Source organism: Streptomyces flavotricini, assembly GCF_020639365.1.
GTDB classification, from domain to species: Bacteria; Actinomycetota; Actinomycetes; order Streptomycetales; family Streptomycetaceae; genus Streptomyces; species Streptomyces flavotricini.
In genome coordinates, this window is sequence record NZ_JAINUL010000020.1 from 1 (window position 1) to 1193 (window position 1193).

The following is a 1193-nucleotide window of genomic DNA, read 5'->3' on the forward strand; positions in this document are numbered from 1 at the left end:
GCTAGTGACCTGGTTTGGAGATCCTGTCGCAGTAGCGGCAGATGCGGTCGAGGATCTGGTCGGCGGTCTTGGTCCACTTGAAGGGCCGGGCCTCGTCGTTCCAGACTTTGATCCAGTCTTCGAGCGCGGCTTTGAGGTCGTCGAGTGAGCAGAACACACCGCGTTCGAGGCAGCGTCGTTCCAGCTCGGCGAACCACCGCTCGACCTGGTTGATCCACGACGAATACGTGGGAGTGAAGTGGAGCTGGAACCGGGGATGCGCCAGCAGCCACTTGCGCACGACCGGTGCTTTGTGGGCGGAGAGGTTGTCGCAGATGACGTGGACCGCCAGGCCGGGATCGGTCTGGCGGTCGATCTCGTCGAGGAAGTCCCGGAAGTCCACGGCCCGGTGCTGCGCGGACAGTTTCGTGATCACCTTGCCCGTCGCGGTGTTCAGGGCGGCGAACAGGTCGACGGTGCCGTGTCGGACGTAGTCGAAGCTCCGTCGCTCTGGGACCCCGGGCAGCATGGGCAGCACCGGCGCGGTCCGTTCCAATGCCTGGATCTGCGGTTTCTCGTCCACCGCGAACACCGCCGCGTTGGCTGGCGGGGCGAGGTAGAGGCCGACGACGTCGCGGATCTTGTCGATCAGCAGCGGGTCCGGGGAGATCTTGAAGGTCTCGGTCCGCCAGGGCTGCAGGCCGAAGGCGTGCCAGATTCTCAGCACACTCGCCGGCGAGATCCCCACGACTTTGGCGAGCTCCCGCTTCGACCAGTGCGTCCCTCCTGCGGGTGTCTGTTCGAGGGTGCGGACCACCACCTCTTCCACCTGGGAATCGGTGATGGTCCGAGGCACCCCGGGCCGTGGCTCGTCCGACAGGCCGTCCAGACGGTCACGCAGGAACCGGGTCCGCCATCTGGCCACCGTCTTGCGCTCTGTGTTCAGCCGTGCGGCCACCTCGGTGTTGTTCCACCCCCGCGCGCACGCGAGCACGATCTGCGCACGCTGGGCCAGGCCCTGCGCAGTTGAACGCCGCCTGGCCCAGCCCTCCAACGTCAACCGCTCGGCATCCGACAACACCACCGGCGGCAGCCTGGTATCACCCATCCGTCCAGGACAGCCCCCGCAAGCCGGTCACGTCAGGCAAAACCCAAGATCTGAAACAGAACACGACTCACGAGGCGAGCCCAGACCTCAAAACCGGTTCACTAGG

1 protein-coding gene is annotated in these 1193 nt (G+C 65.8%); it reads right to left on the reverse strand.

The genetic code is table 11. The annotated features are described in order from the left end of the window. Nucleotide 1: 1 nt before the first annotated feature. The gene (locus tag K7B10_RS40345; protein WP_229346015.1) at nt 2-1087 is read right to left on the reverse strand and encodes an IS630 family transposase; all 1086 of its coding nucleotides are present in this window, start codon (nt 1085-1087) and stop codon (nt 2-4) included. Nucleotides 1088-1193 lie beyond the last annotated feature (106 nt).

Excerpts from the sequence above, each read along its gene's own strand:
- K7B10_RS40345 (WP_229346015.1), bottom strand. The coding sequence starts at position 1,087 with ATGGGTGATACCAGGCTGCCGCCGGTGGTGTTGTCGGATGCCGAGCGG.